Annotated in this window: 13 protein-coding genes; 7 read left to right on the top strand and 6 right to left on the bottom strand. The window is 33.1% G+C overall.

What is annotated here, in order from left to right; genetic code table 11:
- Window positions 1-46: 46 nt before the first annotated feature.
- From ABDW27_RS16970 to ABDW27_RS16955, 4 genes are all read right to left on the bottom strand, one after another.
- Window positions 47-2359 (bottom strand): BamA/TamA family outer membrane protein, encoded by a 2313-nt coding sequence (locus ABDW27_RS16970; protein ID WP_343696973.1) that lies wholly within the window; start codon window positions 2357-2359, stop codon window positions 47-49.
- Window positions 2352-7454: a translocation/assembly module TamB domain-containing protein gene (locus ABDW27_RS16965; RefSeq protein WP_343696972.1), complete on the bottom strand. Its 5103-nt coding sequence runs from the start codon at window positions 7452-7454 to the stop codon at window positions 2352-2354. The genes ABDW27_RS16970 and ABDW27_RS16965 overlap by 8 nt, the downstream gene beginning before the upstream one ends.
- Window positions 7455-7749: 295 nt before the next feature.
- Complete coding sequence (locus ABDW27_RS16960) at window positions 7750-8709, bottom strand: GSCFA domain-containing protein (RefSeq protein ID WP_343696971.1); 960 nt, start codon at window positions 8707-8709, stop codon at window positions 7750-7752.
- A 97-nt stretch (window positions 8710-8806) separates the two neighbouring features.
- Window positions 8807-9535: a hypothetical protein gene (locus ABDW27_RS16955; protein ID WP_343696970.1), complete on the bottom strand. Its 729-nt coding sequence runs from the start codon at window positions 9533-9535 to the stop codon at window positions 8807-8809.
- A gap of 511 nt (window positions 9536-10046) precedes the next feature.
- On the opposite strand from ABDW27_RS16955, the gene ABDW27_RS16950 reads away from it, so the two are divergent.
- Complete coding sequence (locus ABDW27_RS16950; protein ID WP_343696969.1) at window positions 10047-11189, top strand: hypothetical protein; 1143 nt, start codon at window positions 10047-10049, stop codon at window positions 11187-11189.
- A 177-nt stretch (window positions 11190-11366) separates the two neighbouring features.
- Window positions 11367-13112, top strand: a complete 1746-nt coding sequence (locus tag ABDW27_RS16945) for an ABC transporter ATP-binding protein (protein ID WP_343696968.1) — start codon at window positions 11367-11369, stop codon at window positions 13110-13112.
- A gap of 81 nt (window positions 13113-13193) precedes the next feature.
- Here ABDW27_RS16945 and ABDW27_RS16940 read toward each other — a convergent pair whose 3' ends face one another.
- Together ABDW27_RS16940 and alaS are read right to left on the bottom strand one after the other, a co-directional pair.
- On the bottom strand, window positions 13194-13574 hold the full coding sequence (locus tag ABDW27_RS16940) for a GxxExxY protein (RefSeq protein ID WP_073418054.1): 381 nt from the start codon (window positions 13572-13574) through the stop codon (window positions 13194-13196).
- 109 nt (window positions 13575-13683) lie between these two features.
- Window positions 13684-16320, bottom strand: a complete 2637-nt coding sequence (gene alaS / locus ABDW27_RS16935) for an alanine--tRNA ligase (protein WP_343696967.1) — start codon at window positions 16318-16320, stop codon at window positions 13684-13686.
- Between the two features lie 269 nt (window positions 16321-16589).
- On the opposite strand from alaS, the gene ABDW27_RS16930 reads away from it, so the two are divergent.
- The 5 genes from ABDW27_RS16930 to ABDW27_RS16910 are packed head-to-tail and all read left to right on the top strand — an operon-like array spanning window position 16590 to window position 19882.
- Entirely contained in the window at window positions 16590-17567 is a 978-nt protein-coding gene (locus ABDW27_RS16930) for a peptidoglycan DD-metalloendopeptidase family protein (protein ID WP_343696966.1), read from the top strand.
- A gap of 46 nt (window positions 17568-17613) precedes the next feature.
- The gene (locus ABDW27_RS16925) at window positions 17614-17946 is read left to right on the top strand and encodes a MerR family transcriptional regulator (protein WP_053470537.1); all 333 of its coding nucleotides are present in this window, start codon (window positions 17614-17616) and stop codon (window positions 17944-17946) included.
- Between the two features lie 34 nt (window positions 17947-17980).
- The gene (locus tag ABDW27_RS16920) at window positions 17981-18565 is read left to right on the top strand and encodes a LemA family protein (protein ID WP_343696965.1); all 585 of its coding nucleotides are present in this window, start codon (window positions 17981-17983) and stop codon (window positions 18563-18565) included.
- Window positions 18566-18625: 60 nt separating this feature from the next.
- On the top strand, window positions 18626-19063 hold the full coding sequence (locus ABDW27_RS16915) for a TPM domain-containing protein (protein ID WP_343696964.1): 438 nt from the start codon (window positions 18626-18628) through the stop codon (window positions 19061-19063).
- A 3-nt stretch (window positions 19064-19066) separates the two neighbouring features.
- Window positions 19067-19882, top strand: a complete 816-nt coding sequence (locus tag ABDW27_RS16910; protein WP_343696963.1) for a TPM domain-containing protein — start codon at window positions 19067-19069, stop codon at window positions 19880-19882.
- Window positions 19883-19925 lie beyond the last annotated feature (43 nt).

Raw genomic sequence — 19925 nt, 5'->3', positions numbered from 1 at the left:
CGGATTTTAATTTGTGAATTCGTGGCGAAAAAAATCGCAGCAAATACTAGAATGGATATCCAATCGCTATATTTAAAATCAGGTTATCTTTTCGCCAAGGACCGCTTCCGAAGTTAATATCGTCAATAACCCATCTTTGTCCGTCCGGTAATGCGGGATTTCGAAGCGGCATCGCCAAATCGGTTCTTAAAATTAAAAAAGACAAATCAAATCGTAATCCAACACCTGCGCCAACAGCTAGTTCTTTCATAAAATCTTTTGAGATTTCGGCTCCGGGTTTATTTGGATCGGCATGTAAAAGCCAAATGTTTCCGGCGTCTAAAAACACGGCTCCCCTTACAATACTAAATAGTTTAGCACGATATTCTGTATTGAATTCTAATTTTAAATCGGCAGACTGATCTGGTGTATAATTGTTGTTTGTCGTTGGCGGAATTACATAACTTCCCGGGCCTAAAGTTCTGGCTCTAAAGGCTCGAATACTATTAGTCCCTCCTACTACAAATTGTTTGGATGTTGGCAGTGTATTTGAATTTCCGTAAGCAAATCCTGCACCAACAATTAATCGGCTGGCTAGTTCGCTTTCTTTTCCTAATTTCAAATAATGCCTGAAATCTGACTTGATTTTTACATACTGACTAAACGGAACATCAAATATGGTTTTTACATTGTTTGGATAATCTGCACCGCTGACCAGTCCGGTAATATTTCCTGCCAAATCTAATTCACCATTAAAATAGATTGTATTTTTTCGGCGTTTCTGCATCGTGTTGGTATACGTATAGCTGTATGTCGGGCCAAAAATCAATTGTTTTTCAATTACTTTTTCTAATGCTGGATCTTGCTGAATATCTTCTAAATATTCTTCCGTAACATGGTTTGGACTGACATAAGTAATATCCATCACATTTAACTGATGTTCTTTTCGAATATTTTCTTTCCATAAATATCCAAAAGAAGCATTAAAAGAATTTAAGGCATACAATTGTGTTCTTTTTTGATATTCGTATCGAAGCGTTGCTTTTGTTCTCGGTACATATTCACTGTTTCCCTGAATATGAAACGGTGTTATAAATCTTGGCCAGGTCAAACTGACTTCTCCTCCAAGTTTATAAATATTTTTCCCTTTATTAACTCCTCCAAGCTGGAAATCGGCACCGCCAAAAACAGAAACCGTAAATAGTTCTGCACCTTTAAAAAAGTTTCTGTTATTCCAGTTTACATTGACTTCAGTTCCGGTATAACTGGCAGAATTTGTTTTTCCTAAAACCTCAACACGAATAAATTTTTTCGGCAGAAGCGTTAGAAAATAATACGAATCTAGCGTTTTTGGAATACTGTCTGAAGGTTTGAATTCGTTTTTTACAAAACTAAAAGTCCCCAGATTTACAAAACGGTTTAAGGTAAGATTATGGTCTTTTCGGTTATACAAATCTCCTTTTTTAAAATAGATAGTTCGATCATAAACTCTTGGTTTAAAGGTTTCTGTTGTATCTATGATAGTAAAATCTTTGTATTGCGTAATGTTTCTTTTTCTGTAAACCGCACTATCATTGGTAAGCGAATAATTTGGGTAAACAAATATCTTGTTGATTTTATAAGCTGTAAGCGCTTTTGGCGGCGTATCTGGTTTTATTACGATTCTCACTTTTACTTCATGATCGCCTTTGCTGCTGTCTACCTGAGCCAAAAGATAATCGGGATTAAAATAAAAATAGCCTTTTTCTTTTAGTCTGGCATCGATTCGTTCTCTCTCGGCTTTTATGACATCGAGATCATACGGTTTCCCTACTTTTAATAAACTTCTTCGGCTTGATCTTCCTATAATTCTTGACATTGCCAGAGAATCGTCCGGGAAAGTTACACTCTTTATAATGTATTGTTTTTTGGGTGTTACTGTATATTCTGCCGTAACTCTTTTGTTGCGAACAGTAGAATCGGCACTTACTCGGGTTTTAAAATAACCGCGATTTTCGGTAAAATTGCGCAGTACTGCCGCATTATAATCTAAATCAACCTGACTGAAAAGTACTGGCGGTTCTCCCACTTTATTTCTAAGCCAGTATCTTGTTCCTTTTTGTTTTTTAGGTTCTCCGGCAATATTATAAATCCATAATTTTGGTCGTAAACCCAGAAATTTTTTATTTGGTTTCGGGCGCAGTAAGCCTTCTAGTTCTGTTTCGAGTGCTTTTCTTTCTTTCTTTTTCATGATCGAATCTTTCACCGTTACAGAACCTCCTGTGTAAAGCAAATCGCCTTCCGGAAGATATTTTGTGTTACTGCATCCTAAAACAAAAAACAAGGAAAACAGCACCATACACTTTAAAGTAATTTTTATATGATTATGTTTTTTACTCATTTCCTTCAATTTGATTTTCCTGCTGTTCTTCTTCAAGTTTTTCCTTTTCTTTAGCCTCTTTCTTTTTTTGTTTTTCTTTTTCTTTTCGAATCTTTTCTTCTCTTATTAATTCTTTTTCTTGTTCTGTTCGATGAAAAAGTTCTCTGAATTTGTTGTAACTCATGGTAATAATAAAGGCAACTCCGGTTTCAATTACCTGACCTTCAACGGCAACCTGATACTGATTTTTTCTGTAAGCACGCACCATATAACGGCCATCCTTAGTAAGCTGATAATCAAGTGCAACGTCTCCGGCAATATTGGTACTTTCCTCATTGGCACGTTCCTGACCTTCAACGCCAAAACTGCTTCCAACAGTAACTTTCAAGCGGTCGTCGAGTAGTTTTTTAGAAACCTCAACGTTAAGATCGGTTCTGTTTTGCATGGTTCCTGTTGTATAATCTTCTGTAGATTCGAGGTCAAAATTGACTTCAAATCCGGTAATTAATTCGCCCGCCAGATTGTTTAATTGCTGCGAAAGTATTTTACTCACACTTTGTCTTGCCAAAGATTCGGGATTTGTACCGCCGCTTTCACTAGAAAAAGGATTTTCGCCCACAAATCGGTTTAATAATAAAAGGGCAAAAACCTGTTTATTTAATTCTGCAGGATCTTGTTCTAATTGTTTTAGCTTAGATTGTGTAAGTTCGACAACATCCGAAGAAACATCGTAATTTCCTTCAGGAAGCACGATTCCAAAAGAAATATCCGGTTTCAATAACTCTCCGTTCATTTTCAATAAAGTCTGAAACGGAAGTTTTTGTTTGTATCTGTTTCTTGTAGCTGAATCATCGCTTCCCAGCTGATTTCCAAGTAAATCAATTGGTGCTGCATTTACTTTATAAATTGCTGTAATATTTAAATTTGCCATTGTCGGCTCGCCATTCCAGGTTATGTAACTTCCTTTCTGGATATTGAATTTTCTTTTTATTCCGTTAAAATTCATTTCATACGCACCATCCGTAAACTCATATTTCCCGGTTAATGTTGTTTTACCAGATTTATCAATTCCGCCCACTAATTCTGCTTCGCCTTTTAAATTCAGATAATCGCCATTGGCTTTATCAATTAAAAGTGTCAATTCTGCTTCTTTATCAATCGAAATCGCGACATTAACGTCCATTCCTTTTACATCAGACTGATTAAGCTGATTCTGAAGTTCAACGGTTTGTCTTAAATACATATTGTCTTCATCCACAAACTCAACAATTCCTTCACGATCTGCGATGGAAGGATCTGACTGCGGCAGAACAACTGTAAATTTGGTTTCTTTATTGATTTTAATCGTTCCGTCGACAGAAGGGCTTTCGAGATCTCCTTTAATATTTAGTTTAGTGTCTAAAAACAAATCCCCATAAAACAAATCATTATCTGCCGCTTTTGAGTTTATTGCCCTGAAATCATTGGCTTCAACAAGCAAATCAAAATTGTATTTTCTAAAATCAGCCGATTTGATATTTCCGTTTACATACAATTCATTATCGTTTTCATCAAAAAGAGAGAATTTATCAAATGTGATGGTTTCGTTATCAAATGTGATTTTTTCTTTTTTGATTTTAAAATACGAATTGAGCTGCGTTACCCTAAAAGCTGCATCATTAAAGTTAAGTTCTCCGTTAATTTTTGGAGTCGAAGTATTTCCGGTAACTTTAAAGTTTCCTGATAAATATCCGGTTCCTTCTTTGATATTATCCATGCTAAAGCCCTGAATACTTTTGATATTCAACTTATTAATCAAAACATCAAAATCAAAATTTCCGGCTTTAATATTGTAATCTCCTGAAAGTTTTACGTCATTTCCATCGTCGCTTAGACTTACATTTGCTGCCAGAAGATCGGCTGTTTTGTTATCGACTTTTACTTCAAGATCTCCTACTTTTTCGCCTTTAAAAGTAAAATCATCCACTTTTATATCCGACGTAAAAGTTGGGTTTGTCATAACGTTTTCTACAACGGCATTTCCGTTAATTAAACCCTGCATTAAAAGTTTATCTTTTTTAACCATATTCATAATGGTTTCGATTTTGAAGTTTACAAAATCGATCTGCAAAGGCGCATTGTTTTGCGTTCCCTGCGACTGAACTTTTAATTCGTTTCCACTATTACTCAGGAAAAATTTATTGACATACAATCGTTTATCTCCAAATTCAACTGCATTTTCAGGATCAATTGTCCATCGGTCATAATTTAAAATGAAGTTCTCTGCATCAATTTTAAAAATGTTTTTAGAATCTTCTGTTTTAAATTCTCCTGCAATAAAATATTGTTGTTTGTCTTTTGCATCCTGAACTTCAAGTGCATAAGTCAAAATATTGTTCTGAACCTGTCCTGTTAAACTTGTAAAAGGAATTTTTAAAGATCCACTTTCAATCGTAGCAATAGAAATTGAATATTCTAAAGCATTTTCTTTGGCTTCGATATTAATTTTTCCATCGGCAATGGTGTTATCTGCGTAAACGATTCGCGGAATTGTTCCTCTTATTTCTAAAGAATCGGTTACGTTATTGTATTTTCCTGTGATTTTAATTGGTTCTAAACCTGTCAATTTCGGAATCAGTTTAAAAAGAATCGGATCGTTATCAACCGTTAAAGTAAAAGCTAATCTTTGCTCGTCTGATTCTCCATTTGCTTTTGGATTTTTTAAATCAATATATTTTGACAATGATTTTTTTATGGCCGCGGCTAAAGTTGTCAATTTATATTTTCCGTCAACTTCGGCTTTTAAAAACTGAGAAGAAATTTTTATATTATTTCTGGTATTGTCTGAAAATGCGATAACACGAACCGAATCCAGAACAATTGGTTCTTTATCCTGCAAAATCTGAATGTTTGAAAGAAATACTTTTCCGTTTAAAAAATCCGGATTACTATTAACAATATCAGCATCAACGTTTCCGCGAAGTTTCATTGGTCCGGCATGCAGGTTCAGTTTTTCGAGATCGGCAATATCAAGATTCAGTTTTAATTTTACTGCAGGATATTTCTCTTGTGTATTTCCGCTTGCTGTTAAATTAAAATTCAAATTTGGATCCTGCATTCCGGATTTTACTGCAAATGAGCCGTTTGCAATATTTCCTTTTAATGCTAAATCTCTGTAGGTATATCGGTTGAAAACTGCTTTCTGCACAATTCCGTCTAATTCTGCCTGTGCCGTTTTTGGGTCTAAACCCTTTCCTTTAACTTTCGCTTTAAGCGTAATTTTTCCGATTGAATCATTTTTGATTAATCTTCCTAAATCAAAATCAAGCAAATAAACTGTTGCATCGTATTTCTCTTTTTTCTTCACTCGCTGATCGAATAAAGCATCGACTTTTGCATTTCCGAAACTGCTGTTTAAAGCGAGATTGGTTTTAAAATTCTGAACCGAACCTTTGAATTTTCCCTGTAAATTAATCTGCGATGGAAGCTGAATATTTTTCGGAATTGTTCCGGCCGGCACGAACATATTTATATCTTTTGAAGTGCTTGATATTTTCTTGATATCTAAATCGTAATAGGCTTTTTGGGCATCAGGAAGTCCGATTATTTTCCCCGAAAGGGAAACTTTTGTGGTTCCTATTCCGCTCATTTCAAATTTAGGAATATTCAAATCTTTTACTTTTCCGTTTACACGGCTGTTTACATATACAATGGCGTTTGGGTTACTTTTAAACGGATTTGTTTTCTGTAAATCTGGAACAAACATTAAAATGTCTTTAAATCCTATTTTTGATTGTTTTAAATTGGCATCGACAGAAAGATTGACAATGTCTTTTTTAAGCGCAGCAAGTGATTTGTATTCTACTTTAATTTTATCTTGTACAAGTGTTTGCGGTGTTTTTAAATACAAATTTTCTAAAGATGCATTTTTGGGTCCGTAGAAAAAGTCTGTTTTTAGGGATTGAATGTTTAATCCTCTTTTTTCAGCTGCGGCCAGCGATTTTATATTTCCCGAAATGGTATCATTTGCATAATATAATTTCTCTGCTTCGAGATTAAATTTACTCAAATCCAGATGACTGTAATCGATTCCTTTTGCGGTTGGTTTCGACTGCATATCATCAAATTTGAAAGCGATATTTTGAATATTGACTTTGTTAAGTTTTGCTTTCCAGCCGGCTTGTTTTATGGCAGTTGTATCTAAATTTGGTGCATCGATTTGTTTGTCTTTTGCTCCTAATCTTAAATTTCCGCTCAGATTTTTTAATTCGAATGTGTCGAAATCTAAAAGCTGTTTGTTTATATCAACCTCATTAACAGATAAATTTAGATTTCCTAATCGAATGCCCGAATTTAATTTTGAGTCTTTATTGTCGTATAAAATATCGATTTTAGATAATGAGATTTTTTCTAATGCAAGTTTAAAATCCGGTCGTTTTGAAATAGTATCAACTGTTTTTACCGAAACTTCTGCAATTTTCTCTACAACATCCTGATCTAAAACCAGTTTTAATCCGTTTAAATTAATATTCGGAATATCAAAATCCATTTTATCCAAATCGAATTTATTGAATTTGGTATCAAAATGAGTCAGTTTAACGGCAATGTCATTTTTAGAATAATCGTCTTTAAAATTGAATTTAACGTTATCCAGATTTACTTTTACAACTGATATTTTAAATGGTTTAGCATCGGGATCTTCAACTTTTGGTTCTTTTGATTCGAATGCTTTTATAATATAATCGAAATTGAAAACACCTTCTTTATTTCTGGAAATATTGGCTTTTACGTTTTCAAGTTTTACAGAATTGATTTCGAGTTCGCTGCTTACGAGTTTAAAAAGGTCAACATCTACTTCTAAACGATTACCGGCCAGTAGTGTATCTTTTTTTTGGTCTTCAAAATAAAAACCTTCCAGAACTACATCTTTTGGGAATTTTATGGCAATTCTGTTTAAAGTAACTTTGGTTTTTATTTTTTTATGAAGATAGGTTATCGCTTTGTCTTTGGCGAAATTCTGAACTGACGGAACCTGAATTAATATAACAAAAAGTAATAAAAGTGCAACTATAGAAACCACGCACCATAACAGTACACGAAGTGTTTTTTTTACGTAATGAATGGTTTTCTTATTCATAGGTCAATAAAATACAGGATTTAATTGCTTCTGAAAAAAGCAGGGTTACACATCTTACAAAAATGTAAAATTTAAACCCTTAACAATTTACATAATTATTGGGAAATATTCTAAAATTACACTGTTAAATAGTTAATTTCTTACTTTATTTATTTCGTGTTTTTGAGATGATTTATAACGCAAAGTGCGCTAAGATTTTCTAAAAGTAAATGCGAAGTTTATTTTAAGATGTTATGGAAGAAAGTTCGCAAAGCTATCGTTTTATAAATAAGACAAAACCAATATCGAAGGAATTTTAGAATTTAATGTGGGGTAATTTTTCTCCTAAAAGATTTATTTTCTGCTGAAGTTTGGCTAAGAATTTTTGGTGCTGTTCAGATTCTGGATTGAAACTTCTGTGACGCAGACTTTTTTGTATTTCGTCTACTTCCTGCATTGTTGAAATGCTTTCCTGTGAAATGTAATTTTCACTGAACAATTTCCAGATATAATCAATCGCAATTTGGTTAGGATGCAGCATATCTTCATTGTAAAAACGATAATCACGAAGTTCGTCCATCATGATTTCGTATGAGGGAAAGTAATTATGAGTTATAAGTTTTGAATTATGAGTTTTTATTACTTGATGTAATGCTGAAAATAGATGTGATTTGCTTAATTGATTTTCTACAAAACCGTCTTTTATATGACGAACGGGAGAAATCGTGAAAATGAAATTTATGTTTGGATTTAAAGTCTGAATTAAATCTATTGTATTTTGAATACTTTTTTGAATTACTTCAATTGGTAATAATTCTTTTGAGAATTGCTTTTGAGGAACTTTGTGACAATTGGCAGCGACTTCAGCACTTTGTAAATTTCTATAGATCCATGAAGTCCCAAAAGTGATAATGATATGTGTTGCTTCTTTGATTTTTTTATTTGTTTCTGAAATGGCTTTATTAAGCGTTTCCAATAATTCTTGTCGGTCAGCATTGCTTAAATCTGAATGAACTTCAAAACTATGCCAGCGTTCATTATGAAAAAAAACATCTTTTTCCTGAAACCATTCTTCTTTACAAACTCTGCCAAATAATTTTTCAATTGAAACCGGATTAAATATTATTCCAAACGGATTCGTTTCATTTTGGAACTTAAAATAGTCAAATTTCTCCGCCATATTTTCTGCAAAACAAGACCCTACAGAAAGTATTTTCGAACTATAGTCGATTGGGTTATTACTTTTTGAAATCGGAATTTGGGTTCTGAATTGCATGAAATTGTTTTTTTGTAAATTTCGGTTATTTTTCAAAAACAAAAAAGCCAGAAGTTTTTGCTCCTGACTTTTGATTAACAATTGTAATTTATTTTAGTTAGTAGAAATATTCTGAAGTATAATGAAGTCCTTCCGTATCATCTACACTTGTTTGAGGGTATCCGTCTGCATTATAAGTATATGTATAAGTCGACCACGTTTCTCCTTCTGAAATATCAGAAAGTTCATTGTGAAAAACTCCTACTCCTTCACCATCAACAAAAGCAATTTTATCAAGACCTAAAACATTTTTCGCTGCATTGTTTTTAGAATCATATGTATATTTATGATCTGGAGAATTTGTACTTGTTATTTCACTTACTTCACCATTAACGAATTTAATTATAGATGTATCAGATTCAAGAGTTTGAGTTTTGTCATCTCCACTATACAATTTCACTGAAATTGTTCCATCTGCATTATAAGTATAAACTTCTTTATGTCCTCTTAATTGATCGTCATCTAACTCAACTCTTAAAAAAGTGGCTAATTTTCCATCTGTTCCATATGTATATGTGTTTGTCTGCTCTACAGAACCATCAGGAAGTCTAAATTCTAGTTTAGTAATTAGATCTCCTGTATAGGTATAATGCATATTGATTTCTTTAGTATCATCAACAATACTTACGATTTTATTTCCATCGTATGTATAGTTTACTGTGGTTTTTCCGCCTTCTCCAGTCAAAATAACTTTCTTAAGTAAAACAGAATCCGAAGAATTATCATCGCTGGAACAAGATGCTAAAGTAAGAGCTAAAGCTCCGAAAAGAAGTAAAAGTTTTTTCATTTTTTTGGATTAAAATATTAATAGTTCAGAATAAATGTAATTGAAACATTATTTATTTTCCAACTAATTTTTAACCTATTTTATTACAAAAAAAACTTATTGTGGATACATGACAATTTTATTTCACTTTTGAAAAATACAAATATCTAAAAACCAAAGTTGTAAGTAAATTATAGCACTTTAAAACAAAAATGAATAAAATTGAAGAGTACCGTATAAATACCTAGCTCTTTTCTTAAAGTTTATGATTGCATTATCTAAAAAAAACCGATGTGGCAATAATGTAAAACTGCAATGTTCGCAAATGCATTTTTATTTGTATTGTATTCATATTTAGAAATACTAATAACATCATAATTACTCTTTTTAAGTTCTAAGCGGGAAGGAAACATTTTCATAAAAATGTTTTTCCACTAAAAGTTTTAATTATATCAGAATAAGACATACTTACAAACAAGATGTATTGTCTTACTTTTTTTTAACTTAAAATTGTATTCTCTAATTATGAATTATGAAAAAAATACTCTTTTTGTTAAATAGTATGATCCTGGTTTTATCATCTTGTAACTCTGATGAAGGCAATAACTCAAAATCGCTTTCACCTGAAAATATAGTATGCACTTTTGATTTCATAAAGAATACTTCAATTCCGAAACCCGGATCAGTAATCATAAATTCACCTCGCTGGGAAACAGGCCAAACTATAAAAATCAAATTTTTGGACGGAACTGCAGCTGAACAGGAAATAGTAAAAAAATATGCTGATGAGTGGACTATTTATGCAAATCTTAAATTTGAATATGTTTCTAAAGAACAAGACGCTCATATTAAAATTGCTATAAATATGGGAAACCCCGGAGCCTGGTCTCAATTAGGATCTATAATAATGTATCCCAGTCCGCTTTATACTACTGTTCAAAATACGCCTACAATGCGCTTAGGAGCTATTACCGATACAGAAAGTTCAAAAAGAACTATATTACATGAGTTTGGGCATGCTTTAGGTCTTAAACATGAAATGACAAATCCTGATACAAACATTAAATGGGATTTACCAAAAGTATACAGCTACTATTATGACTTAATGGATTTATCGAAAGAAGAAGTAGACAGGCAAATAATTAATAAACCAAGTGTAACCAATTATAGTCAATATGATCCGCTCTCTATTATGCATTATTATGTCCCAGCATATCTCACAACTGACCGAGTTGCTGTGTACCAAATGAGCGTTTTATCAAAAACAGATAAAGAATCAATTACAAAGTGGTATCCATTTCCTGTAAGATCGATTATAGAAACCGGAGAAAGAATTGATATAGCCGCTTATCGAAAATGCATAAAATCTCCTAATGGTCGATATTCTTTAGAATTTGATTCGGGCTGCTTATTTATTCTCGACAGCACAAACAATCAAAAAGTATGGTCAGTGGGAGCTCCAATTTATAATAATGCTATGTGCTTTTTTCAAAAAAGCAGTGGAGAAATTATAATTTCCGGTTCACTTCCGGACGGTTTTTTAATGACGGAAGTTGTATGGAGAAATCACGTTTCTAAAGTCAGCGGAGCACAACTTCATTTACAGGATAATGGAAATCTGGAACTTATTCAAAATGGCATTGTAAAATGGTCTTCTAAAAACGGAAAAATATAATTAAAGTTATATTTTAAAACTTTCAAAAATCCGGTACATTTTTAAATATACCGGATTTTTATTTTTTTAAGACACTTCACCCTAAGCAAAAAATTTACATTTTTAATAACAAAAATCAACTTCACAAACTAAAACATTTGCTTACTTTTGCATCTTCCATTTTTTTATTATACTTATATGAAATTACTATATACCTATATAATCAAACATAAACTTTTACTGTTTTTTGCTTTGATTATGGCTACTATCAACATTTGTTTCAGCTTGTCAGACTCTGTTATTACCGGAAAACTTATGCAGGATTGCGGAGTTGGTCTGCACAAATATGACGGAAACGTAACTGGCTTTATTAAATCTTTATCTTTCTGGCTTGGTCTTTCTCTTGGCGCAGCAATGGTTTCAAGAATTACCAAAAATTTTCAGGATTATTTTACCAATGTTGTTATTCAAAGAACCGGTGCACAAATGTATACCGATGGAATTAAAAAATCTCTTGATCTTCCTTACGCAGAATTCGAAGATCAGCGAAGTGGTGAAACTTTAAGCAAACTGACGAAAGTGAGAATTGATTCTGAAAAATTAATAACGCTATCCATTTCTTTAATCTTTCAGACTATCATCGGATTTATATTCGTAATTGTTTACGTTGCCCGAATTGATTTGAGGATCTCAATTATTTTCCTGATTACAGCACCAATTATTGCTTTGGTGAGTTTATATTTAGGAAAAAAGATCAAGATTGTTTCTCGAAAAATCGTTAACCAGACCAATGCACTGGCGGGTTCTACAACTGAGAGTCTACGAAATATTGAACTTGTAAAAAGTCTTGGTTTGACATATCAGGAAGAAAAACGTTTGAATTTAAATACGTTTAAAATCCTACAGTTAGAATTAGAAAAAATTCGTTTTATCAGAAGTTTAAGCTTCATTCAGGGAACAACGGTTCACTTTTTAAGAACCTGTGTTGTTTTTGCTCTTTATTACTTCTTATTTGGCGGAAAAATTATCGTTGGAGATTTATTGACAATGGTATTTTTTACTTTCTTTATTTTTGGACCTTTACAGGAATTAGGAAATTTTATTATTGCTTTGAATGAAACGAAAGTTTCTATGGAGAATTTCAAAAACCTTTTGAATGCTCCAAAAGAATTTCGTCCAAAAACGCCAAAACACGTTGGTGCAATTCAGAAATTACTTTTTTCGAATGTTAGTTTCCAGCATAAAACAGCTAAATTTAAAGCTGTTGAAAATATTAATTTTGAAATCAAACAAGGACAAACCGTTGCCTTTGTCGGGCCTTCTGGTTCCGGGAAAACGACTTTGGTAAAACTTTTAGTTGGTTTGTATACTCCCGCAGAAGGAGAAATTTTATACAACGATATTGACTCTACAGAAATAGATTTACTGGATCTTAGAAAACAATTAGGTTTTGTTACTCAGGATGCACAGTTATTCTCCGGAACAATCCGTGAAAATTTATTGTTTGTAAAACCAAATGCAACTGATGAAGAGTTATATGATGCTTTAAAACGTGCGAGCTGCGATAAACTTCTTAAACGTGCCGAAGATGGTTTAAACACCACAATTGGCGAAGGCGGAATTAAAGTTTCAGGTGGAGAAAAACAACGTTTATCTATCGCAAGAGCCATTTTAAGAAATCCGAATTTATTAATCTTCGACGAAGCAACTTCTGCATTAGACTCGATTACAGAAGAAGAAATCAACGATACGATTCGAAATATTTCAGATAAAAACAGAATCACGGTTTTAATCGCTCATAGATTATCTACTGTAATGCACGCTGACAGAATATTTGTTCTGGAACAAGGTAAAATCATCGAACAAGGTAAACATGAAGATTTAATTGTTGAAAAAGGATTGTATTATGCGATGTGGCGCCAGCAGATTGGAGAACGTAAATAAGTACACATAAAGAATCTCGCAAAGTCGCAGAGTCGCAAAGTTTTATTTTTATAAGCTTTGCGACTTTTTTATTCTAAGTTTTTAATAAAGATTTGAAACTACTCTTTTTATACCAAACTTAATTATTGGCACATTAAAATTTATAAGTAGACCCAATTTCATTTTTGTTATTTTTAAATAAGTTAAAACTTGTTTCGCATGAACATCTGTTAGTTGTTCAATTGATTTAATTTCTAGAATTACTTTGTTTTCAACTATCAAATCTGCTCTAAAGCCAATATCTAAGTTTATTTGATCCCAAATAACAGGTAACGTTTTTTGTCTTTCTACACTCAATCCTCTCTTTGTCAATTCATGATACAAAATAGCTTCATAAACTGATTCTAATAAACCTGGACCGAGTTTGACGTGTATTTTATAACAAGTATCAACTACTATAGCCGAAATTTCATTTTCAGTCATATTTAATAATTTAAAGTAAAAACTTACAAAATTAAAATTATAAAACAAAAAAAAAGTCGCAAAGCTTAAAAAAACTTTGCGACTCTGCGTCTTTGCGAGATTAAAAAAACTACTGTATAAACTCAACTGCGTGAGCCAAAGCCTCAGCAATTCCGTTTGCATTTTTACCTTTTCCAGAAGCGAAGAAAGGCTGTCCTCCTCCATTTCCTTCAATATATTTACCTAATTCTTTAATTACAGCATTAGAATTTAAACCTTTACTCGCAACCAATTCTTTAGTAATATAACAGTGAATATTTGGCTGACCATCTTCTACAGAAGCTAAAAACACAAACGAATCTGGTTTAGAACTTCCTAAAGCCTGAGCTAAATCTTTTGTAGAAGCCATGCTTAAATCTACTTGTTTTGCAAGGAAATTTACTCCGTTTACTTCTTGGAAATCTTTCTCTAATTCCGTTTTTAACGAACCTACTTTTTCTTTCAGTAACTGCTCTACTTGTTTTTTCAACTTAGCATTATCATCCTGAAGTGAAGCAACCGATTTTAAAATATCCTGTGGATTTTTAAGTGTTTCTTTTATCTCTGCCAATGTATTTTCCTGGTTTAGATAGAAGTTTTTCACCGCATCGCCAGTAATTGCTTCAATACGACGAATTCCAGCTGCAACAGCACCTTCAGAAATAATTTTGAAATGCCAGATATCAGCTGTATTTTTTACGTGAATACCTCCACATAATTCTCGGCTTTCTCCAAACTCAATCATGCGAACATTATCGCCGTATTTCTCACCAAATAAAGCCATTGCGCCTTTATCTAATGCTTCCTGAATTGGAATATTTCTGTGTTCAACCAACTGTAATTGTGCTTCAATCTGAGCATTTACAAAAGCTTCAACTTGTTTAATTTCTTCATCAGAAACTTTACTGAAATGAGAAAAGTCAAAACGCAGGTAATTCGGGTTTACCAATGATCCTTTTTGTTCAACATGCGTTCCTAAAATGTTTCTCAAAGCCAAATGCATTAAATGCGTAGCAGAGTGATTTTTTGAAGTCGATGTTCTTAAATCTGTATTTACTTTTGCCACAAAACCTGCTTCTACGTTTTCAGGAAGCTGTTTTGCAAAATGCAAAATCAAATTATTCTCTTTTTTGGTATCGATAATTTCAATTGTTTCGTTTGCAGAAACCAATGTTCCTTTATCTCCAACTTGTCCTCCACCTTCTGGATAAAAAGGTGTATTATCTAAAACGATTTGGTACAAAATACCATCTTTTTTAGAATCAACTTTTCTGATGCGAGTAATTTTTACTTCGTTTTCTGTTTTATCATAGCCCACAAATGTTTCTACATTTCCGGGAATCAAAACATTCCAGTCTTCTGTTGAAACTTCAGAAGCTGCACGAGAACGTGTTTTCTGTTTTTGCAATTCAACTTCAAATTCAGCTTCATTATAAGAGAAACCTTTTTCTTTTAGAATTAAAGCAGTTAAATCTTTTGGGAAACCAAATGTATCATACAATTCAAAAACCTTTGCTCCTGAAACTTCTTTTCCACTAGTTTCAGCTACAACATTTTCTAACAATTGTAATCCCTGTTCTAAAGTTCTTAAGAAAGAAGCTTCTTCTTCACGGATTACATTATTTACTAATTGCTGCTGCGATTTAATTTCAGGAAAAAATTCTCCCATTTGATTTGCTAAAACTTCTACCAATTTATTGATAAAAGGCTCTTTTGTATTTAAGAATGTAAATCCGTAACGAATTGCACGACGCAAAATTCTACGAATAACATATCCAGCCCCAGTGTTTGATGGCAATTGTCCGTCAGCAATGGCAAAAGCAACCGCACGAACGTGATCTACAACAACACGAATTGCAATATTAGTTTTACTTTGTTCTTCTGAGATATTTTTAACCTCGTCAGATGTATATTTTAAACCTGTAATTTGTTCTACTTTTTCAATAAGCGGTGTAAAAACATCTGTATCATAATTTGATGTTTTTCCTTGTAACGCCATACATAAACGCTCAAATCCCATTCCGGTATCAACGTGCTGTGCAGGAAGTTTTTCAAGAGATCCATCAGCTTTACGGTTGAATTCCATGAATACATTATTCCAGATTTCAACAACTTGCGGATGATCATTGTTTACCAAACTTTTTCCTGTAACAAGAGCTTTTTCAGCTTCCGGACGTAAATCAACGTGAATTTCAGAACAAGGTCCGCATGGTCCCTGATCTCCCATTTCCCAGAAATTATCTTTTTTATTACCAAGAATAATTCGGTCTTCGTCAATTAATGTTTTCCAGATATCCCAAGCTTCTTGGTCAAAAGGAACATTATCTTCTTTACTCCCTTCAAAAACAGAAACATAAAGATTTTCTTTTGGAATTTTATACACTTCTGTCAAAAGCTGCCAAGCCCAGTTGATTGCTTCTTTTTTGAAATAATCACCAAATGACCAGTTTCCAAGCATCTCAAACATAGTATGATGATACGTATCAAAACCTACATCTTCAAGATCATTATGTTTTCCCGAAACACGAAGACATTTTTGCGTATCGGCTATTCTAGGACTTTTTGGAGTTCCGTTCCCTAAGAAAAATTCTTTAAACTGGGCCATTCCAGAATTATTGAACATTAGGGTTGGATCGTCTTTAAGAACGATAGGAGCCGATGGAACAATTAAGTGTCCATTGCTTTTAAAAAAGTCTAAAAATTGTTTACGTACGTCTTGTGATTTCATATTAAAATTAGAAAAATGTGTCTGTTTACAAATGTGTCAATTTGAAAATTAGATAATTAAGTAATTCTCAATTTGATAATGCCTGAATTTAATTTAAAAAACTTCTGTTTTAAACAATAAATTACCTATTTTGCGCATTATCTAATGATAAAATAGCCCCAATATCTAATCATTAATTCTTGTAAAAAAAGCCACAGACAAATGAAACAATTAATCGTTTTGTTCGTCTAACTTATTTTACAGGGAGCAAAAATAGCGTATTTTAAAATATGGCGAAAGTAAAATATTATTACGACTCAGAAAATCTGGCTTATACAAAAATAAAAACCAGAAAAAGAATAAAAATAGGTTACGCATTACTGTTTTTACTAGCCTCGGCATTATTTGGTTTTTTAGTTTTCGTTCTTTTAATTAATACGCCTTATTTTGAAACTCCTAAAGATCGTTTACAGGCACGTGAAATAGAAAATTTAAAACTGCAATATGCCATTTTAAATAAAAAACTAGATGAGATTGATGATGCTGCAGATGCTTTAGAAGAACGTGACAATAATATTTACAGAATTTATTTTAATAAGGCAGAAATTCCGGATTCAATTAGAAAAGCAGGTTTTAGAAATCCTGACCGATATAAAACATTAGAAGGTTACAACAACTCGCAATTGGTTTTAAACACCACAAAACGCATTGATAAACTTTCGAAACAATTAGCCATTCAGTCTAAATCGCTGGATGAAATATTAAAATTAGCCGGAGCCAAAAAAAGTCTGTTATCAGCGATTCCGGCAATACAGCCTGTTCGAAATGAAAATTTAAAACGGGTTGCTTCTGGTTTTGGATACAGAATTGATCCTTTCACGAAAGTGCGAAAAATGCACAACGGAATGGATTTTACAGCCAACACAGGTGCACCGGTTTATGCCACCGGAGATGGCATTGTGGCACGAGCTGACAACACCGCATCGGGCTTTGGGAATCATGTCGTGATCAGGCACGGTTTTGGATATGAGAGTTTGTACGCGCATTTAAGCAAATACAACTGCAGACCCGGACAACATGTCAAACGCGGTGACGTAATTGGTTACGTAGGAAGTACAGGAAGATCTGAAGGTCCGCATTGTCATTATGAAGTTCATAAAGATGGAAAAGTGGTAAATCCGCTTAATTTCTATTACGGAAATATATCAGCTGCAGAATATGTGGCAATTTCTCAAATGGCAAATCAGGAAAATCAATCATTAGATTAATACTACAAAAAGTAGTATTTTTGAAATAAATTAGAAACAAAAACACATGCATATTGAGCTTTCAAAAGATAAAAGATATTACAGCATTGGCGAAGTAGCCAAAGCCTTTAATGTCAATGCATCCTTGATACGATTTTGGGACAGCGAATTTGACATTCTAAAACCCAAAAAGAACGCCAAAGGCAACAGAATGTTTACGCCCGAAGATGTAACCAACCTGCAACTGATTTATCATTTGGTAAAAGAAAGAGGTTTTACACTTGAAGGAGCCAAAACGCATCTAAAAGAAGGTCAGAAGAAAACGTTAGATAAATTCGAAATAATACGTAAATTAGAGACCATCAAAACACAATTAAACGATATCAAAAACGAATTGTAATTAAAAATAGAAATAAACTTAAATCAAAACAAATATGAAAAAGTGGTTAATCCCTGTAGGGCTTATTATTGTATTTATCGCTATTATCGCATTTTGGTCGATTGGAATTAAAAATACTGCTTTACAGCACAGTCAGGCTGTAAATAAAGAATGGGGAAATGTTCAAACGGCTTACCAAAGACGTAATGACCTTATCGGGAATTTAGTAAACACTGTAAAAGGTGCTGCTGATTTTGAAAAATCAACTTTAACAGCTGTAATTGAAGCTCGTGCAAAAGCTACTTCTGTAACTATTGACCCAAGTAATGTAACTCCTGAGCAACTGGCACAATTCAACCAGGCACAAAGTGGTGTAACTTCATCATTATCAAAATTATTAGTTTCTGTTGAGCAGTATCCAACTTTAAAAGCTAATGAAAACTTCTTGAAATTACAAGATGAATTAGCAAGTACAGAAAACCAAATTTTAACAGCAAGAACTCGTTTCAACGAATCGGTACAAACATACAACGGATATGTTTTAAAAATTCCAAACAACTGGTTCTTGAGCGAATACAAAGAAAAACCATACTTTGAAGCTTCTACGGGTGCTGATAAACCAGTTGAAGTAAAATTCTAAAGAATTCAATACTTTTAGAAAAAATCTAAATTCTAAAATCTAAACTCTAAAATTATCGACATGTCAAAAGTAGAAGATTTTTTAACCAAAGAAGAAGAGCAGGAAATTGTTGAAGCTATTCGTACGGCCGAAAATAATACTTCTGGCGAAATTAGAGTTCATATAGAAAAAACTACTTCTAAAGCTCATTATGATAGAGCTTTAGAAGTTTTTCATGAATTGCGAATGGATGAAACCAAACTAAAAAATGGTGTTTTGCTTTATTTTGCAGTTGATGATAAAAACTTCGTGATTTGCGGCGACAAAGGAATTAATGATCTTGTTGCTGATGATTTTTGGGATTGCACCAAAGATGTCATGGTAAATCACTTTAAATCAGGAAATTTTAAGCAGGGAATTGTTGATGGTATTTTGAATGCCGGCGAACAGCTAAAAAAATATTTCCCATCTCAGGAAGACGATATTAACGAATTATCTAACGAAATTTCAAAAGGATAAATGATGAAAAATTTCAAAAACCAAATCTCAAATTCCAATAGAATTTTTCAGTTTACTTTTTTGTTTGTCGCTTTTTTTACTGTCAACTGTATTTTTGCTCAATTTAAAATTCCTGAAATTCCAAGCAAACAAACCTCAGTTTACGATTATGCTAATGTTTTAAGTGCTTCTGAAAAAGCACAATTAGAAGAAAAACTAATTCGTTATTCTGATTCTACTACGACACAAATTGTTGTAATTACTATAGAAAGTCTTCAAAACGAAAACATTAATATTCTTGCTACAAATTGGGGACAAAAATGGGGAGTTGGAGGAACTGCAAAAGATGATAATGGTGTCATTATTCTACTTGCCAAAAACGAAAGAAAAATTGCCATTAATCCTGGTTACGGTTTAGAAGATCGTTTAACGGCTGGAATTGGTGGAGAAATTATTAGAAATATCATTATTCCAGAATTTAAAGCCGGAAGTTATTATAACGGACTTGACAAAGGAACAGATGCCCTTTTTGATGTTTTTAAAGGAAAATATAAAGGAGAACGAAAACAATCTAAAGGAAAAGATTTTCCTGTTCTTCCGTTTATCATTATTGTAGTGATTGTTTTAATTTTACTTTCCCGAGGCAAAAGAGGCGGCGGAAATTCTGGCAGCAGTGGCGGCGGTCCAAGTTTAATGGATGTAATTCTTTTAAGCAGTCTTGGCAGAAGCAGCGGCGGCGGTTTTGGAGGTTTCGGCGGTGGATCATCTGGCGGAGGCGGCTTTGGTGGAGGATTTGGCGGAGGCGGGTTCTCAGGTGGAGGATCTAGTGGAAGTTGGTAGAGTTATTTTGTTTTATTTTTTTTAGTTTTGTTTTAAAATCATC

It is taken from the genome of Flavobacterium sp. (genome assembly GCF_039595935.1).
Taxonomy (GTDB): Bacteria; Bacteroidota; Bacteroidia; order Flavobacteriales; family Flavobacteriaceae; genus Flavobacterium.
This window is presented reverse-complemented; position numbering and strand designations above follow the sequence as displayed.